Annotated in this window: 4 protein-coding genes and 1 pseudogene; 2 read left to right on the forward strand and 3 right to left on the reverse strand. The window is 64.3% G+C overall.

All coding sequences use genetic code 11. From position 1 onward, the window contains the following. The 3 genes and pseudogenes from U4E84_RS16275 to U4E84_RS16285 form a co-directional block, all read right to left on the reverse strand. Positions 1 to 291, reverse strand: a pseudogene (locus tag U4E84_RS16275) (homoserine kinase); the annotation flags it as partial. A gap of 201 nt (positions 292 to 492) precedes the next feature. Further along, positions 493 to 744, reverse strand: coding sequence for a hypothetical protein (locus U4E84_RS16280; protein ID WP_322533163.1), 252 nt, complete (start codon positions 742 to 744; stop codon positions 493 to 495). A 230-nt stretch (positions 745 to 974) separates the two neighbouring features. Continuing rightward, on the reverse strand, positions 975 to 1523 hold the full coding sequence (locus U4E84_RS16285) for a hypothetical protein (RefSeq protein ID WP_322533164.1): 549 nt from the start codon (positions 1521 to 1523) through the stop codon (positions 975 to 977). A gap of 237 nt (positions 1524 to 1760) precedes the next feature. Between U4E84_RS16285 and U4E84_RS16290 the strand changes: the two genes are divergently transcribed. Both U4E84_RS16290 and U4E84_RS16295 read left to right on the forward strand, forming a co-directional pair. Then, positions 1761 to 3035, forward strand: coding sequence for a TIGR00341 family protein (locus U4E84_RS16290; protein ID WP_322533166.1), 1275 nt, complete (start codon positions 1761 to 1763; stop codon positions 3033 to 3035). A 174-nt stretch (positions 3036 to 3209) separates the two neighbouring features. Continuing rightward, on the forward strand, positions 3210 to 4224 hold a 1015-nt coding region (locus tag U4E84_RS16295; protein WP_322533165.1), incomplete at its 3' end, for a formate/nitrite transporter family protein.

The raw sequence follows: 4224 nt of genomic DNA on the forward strand, positions 1-4224 counted from the left end.
GACCGCGGCGCCCGCGGCGCTGGCGGCCGAGGAGCCGAGCCCGGAGGCCGGCCGGACCCCCTTGTCGATGTGGATGCGCGCGGGCGCGTCGAGGGCCTCGACGACCGCGCCGACCGTGTTCTTCTCGGGGTCTTCCGGGATGTACTGTGCCCCCACGCCCGTGACCTCGATCGTCGTCTCCGCCGCCTTCTCGACGGTGACGACGTCCGCCGGCCGCGTGAGCGCCGCCCCGAACACGTCGAACCCGCTGCCGAGGTTCGCGCTCGTGGCGGGTGCCCGTACCGTGACCATGGCGACGAGTGTCGCCGGGGGTGCAAAAAGGAGCGGGATCGACCGCCGACGGAGGCGACCGTGAGAGCAGACCGGGAACGCGGCGATCGGGGAGAGAAAACGGGAGGAGAGGAGGGGAGAGAAAAATCGGAGGAGAGGAGGGGAGAGAAAAATCGGAGGAGAGGGAGGGAAAAGCGGAGGCCAGGGCGCTTCGCGCCCGAATCAGCTGTCGGCCATCGTCCACAGCAGCGTGCCGATGAGGATCATCGGCACCCCGATGAGGATGTACGTCTGGGGCATCGTCGTGTACGGGGCGACCAGGAATATCAGCCCGAAGCCGGCGAAGACGGAGGCGATCACCTTCTGGGACTTCAGGGGTGCGGCCCCCAGGAGCGATACGACGAACCCGAGCAGTATGACGTGCCCGAGGTGGTAATCGAGCAGGAACGTGTCGATGAACAGCGGCGAGAGCATTCTTGTTTGAAGGTGCGAGGGATTCGCGCATTAAAGTTCCGTTTCTCGCGAGGCCGTCGGATACTTCGACTCAGTGGTGGTTCAATTGTTGACTTGTCAGTCCGTCACTTCATCAACGAGCGGAAAATACCAACTTCTGACAGATACACCATGCAAGAGACACCACACAAATCCAACACAAGCGAGTCCCGAACCCCCGCCAAGTGGCCCGGACACCAGTGTCTAACGTCTCATTTAGAGACTAAGTTTTCATTCTTTGCAACAATCTCGTCTCGCTTGCGGTCAACGAACAACGAGTCCGGCCAGTCTGTGTCTCCGGGTGCAGCCTGTTCTGTTTTTCCCTCAAGTGCTTCCAATCGAGCGACTGAAACAGATTTCGCCACAGACAGTGACCTGTGCGTTTGGTCGCCGACCACTTCGATTTTGTTCCGAGCACCGCCGGGAACATAGACGAACTCCATTGGCCCGATCTCCAGTGTCTGATAGCTTCCGTCTTCACGTTCGAGCGTGTATTTCGCGCGACCTTCGAGACAGAGATTCACTTCGTCGAGGTCTGGAACGTGGGTGTGCCAGTCGATCGTTTCGTCCGGTTCGAGTTCGAAGTACAGACAACGTAATTCGTTCGTCCTGATCGTCTGCGGAGGGTGCTGGATATCGTCGGCATCTGCACCCTCAGCACCAGCGGTCTGAATCTTATACATCGTCTGTTCCGGCAGGTGCGTGTGTGCCAATTCCTCCGGTGTCAGTTCGGTATCGTGCTGTTCGTTAGGTTCCGCCATGGATCCATACCTCTGTATGTATCTATGTCACTTATCAAATTAGGTGTAACAGCCGTCGGAATGGATGTTGAATACATGCTCTATAAGTTGCACGGCCAGTGCGAACTATCCAATCTGAGACAGATGAAATGATGGCCTGAAACTCACACATCCACGGTTGACGAACCACTCGGGCGTCTCCACCGGCCGTTATAAGGTCTACCGGTCCGACCACGGACCGTGCGACTCGTACAGGTCATGATTCCGGCCGGGAAGCGCGCGGCCGTCGTCCGCGCGCTCGACGAGGAAGGCGTGGACTACGTCGTCACCGACGAGACGAGCGGCCGCGAGTACACCGCGGTCGCGACGTTCGCGATCCCGACCGCCGCGGTCGAACCCGTCCTCGACCGCCTCCGGGAGGCGGGGATAGACGAGCAGACCTACACCGTCATCGTGGCCGCGGAGACGGTGATATCCCGGCGATTCGAGGCGCTCGAAGCCGAGTACGAGCGAGACTCCGACCGCGGCAGCGACCGGATCTCTCGGGAGGAGCTCCAGGCGAAGGCGGACGAGCTCGCCTCCGGGCTCGGCACGTACGTGTTGATGACCGTGATATCGGCGGTGATCGCGACGGCCGGGCTGCTGTTGGACTCGCCCGCGACGGTGGTCGGCTCGATGGTGATCGCGCCGCTGATCGGTCCGGCGATGTCGGCCGCGGTCGGCACCGTCGTCGACGACGAAGAGACGTTCCGCCGCGGGGTGCGCATGCAGGTGCTCGGCGTCGTCGTGGCGATCGCCGCCGCGACGCTGTTCGCGTTCGCGCTGCGGACGTTCGCGTTCGTCCCGCCCGGCCTCGACCCGCTCGAACTCACCGAGGTGTCCGAGCGGCTCGCCCCGAACGTGCTCGTGCTCGTCGTGGCGATCGGCGCGGGCGTCGCCGGGATCGTCTCGCTGATGACCGGCGTCTCCGCGACGCTCGTCGGCGTCATGATCGCCGTGGCGCTCATCCCGCCGGCGGCCGCCGTCGGGATCGGCATCGCCTTCGTGATTCCCCAGCTCGTGATCGGCGCGGGCGTGATCGTCGCCGTCAACGTCCTCTCGATCAACCTCTCGGCGCTCGTCGTGCTCTGGTACGAGGGGTACCGACCCCAGCGCTGGTTCAGGGAAGACGAGGCCCGATCGGCGGTGCTGAAACGGGCGGCGGTGCTCCTCGTCGCCATCGCGGTCCTCTCCGTGTTCCTCGGCGGCGTCACCTACGAGTCCTACGCCGTCTCGACGACCGAGGCGGACATCAGGACGGCCGTCGGCGACGAGCTGGCCGCCCTCGACGCGAACGTGGAGCTGTTAGAGCTGGACATCGAGCGGACCGGGACGATCCCCCCGCTCGAGACCGAAGAGGTGGACATCATCGTGGGCGCCCCTCCGGGCACCGATCTCTCCGGACTCGTCGACGAGCTCGACGGACGCGTCGAGGCGACGATCGGGAGCGACGTCCGGATAGAGGTCCGGATCGTGACCGTCGAACGAGCGTGAGGTCGCCGGCGGCCGAGGAGACGCCACCCAGACAGAACGGGACGATCGTCTTGAAATGCGGACAACTGTCGTAAAAGACGGCGTTGCATCCCGCGAGAACAGACGAACATAGGATTTCTGCATCGGGTGCCGAAAGAGGAAGTACTTTTTAACGCCGCGACAGTGGGTGAGATAGTGACCGACTCGACACCCCCCGACGACGATTCGATGCGCGAGGTCGTCGAGCGCTCCCGAAGCGGCGCGCCGGCGGTCGGCGAGGCCGTTCGGGACCGCTTCTCGTCCGACGAGGTGTTCCAGCGGATCATCGCCGCCGCGGACGAGGAGGTGACATCCGGGAGCCGAGAGCTGTTCTTCAGCGGTCTCGCGGCCGGGCTGGCGATCACCATCACCTTCATGCTGTACGTCTCGCTGACCGCCGCGACCGACGGCCACCCGATCTTGAGCGTCCTCCTGTATCCGCTCGGGTTCGTCTACATCATCATCGGCGGGTACCAGCTGTACACCGAGAACACGCTCCCGCCGGTGGCGCTGACCCTGGAGCGTCTCGCCAGCCTCCCCACGCTGCTGCGACACTGGGGAATCGTCCTCGCCGGGAACTTCACCGGCGGGGCGTTCGGGGCCGCGGTGCTCTCGTACGGCGGCGTCTTCTCCGAGGACGACGTGATCGAGTCCGCGATATACGTCTCCAGCGGCGGGCTCGACGTCGGCTTCTGGCCCCTCTTCTTCAAGGCCGCGATGGCCGGGCTGATCGTCGCCGGCGTCGTCTGGGTCGGGTTCGCCTCCACGAACTCCGTCACCCGACTGCTCGTCGTCTACCTCGCGTTCCTCGCGATCCCGCTCGGCAACCTCTACCACGTCGTCGTCTCGTTCACCGAGGTGATCTACCTCTTCGTCGAGCAAGGAATCCCGCTTTTCGGCGCGGAGATCAGCCTCTACTCCGGGATCGTCGGCTTCGTGGTCCCGGTGCTGCTCGGGAACACCCTCGGCGGGGTCGTGTTGGTCACGCTCGTCAACTACTTCCAGACCAGCGAGGAGCGCCTCGAAGAGGCGCGCTTCGAGGGCGTCAGCCGTCGCCTGACCGTCCCAGAGTGGGTGTTCGGCCGCGCGGCCGGGCGCTCGTACGTCCCCATCTTGGACGCCACCGAGGCGACGCTGTTCGCGGGCGAGGGGTACCGGATCATGGTGCCGA

Source organism: Halorubrum sp. AD140, assembly GCF_034497445.1.
Taxonomy (GTDB): Archaea; Halobacteriota; Halobacteria; order Halobacteriales; family Haloferacaceae; genus Halorubrum.

Bases quoted from the DNA above. Each gene is read 5' to 3' on its own strand.
- U4E84_RS16285 (WP_322533164.1), bottom strand. From the start codon at position 1,523: ATGGCGGAACCTAACGAACAGCACGATACCGAACTGACACCGGAGGAA.
- U4E84_RS16290 (WP_322533166.1), top strand. From the start codon at position 1,761: ATGATTCCGGCCGGGAAGCGCGCGGCCGTCGTCCGCGCGCTCGACGAG.
- U4E84_RS16280 (WP_322533163.1), bottom strand. From the start codon at position 744: ATGCTCTCGCCGCTGTTCATCGACACGTTCCTGCTCGATTACCACCTC.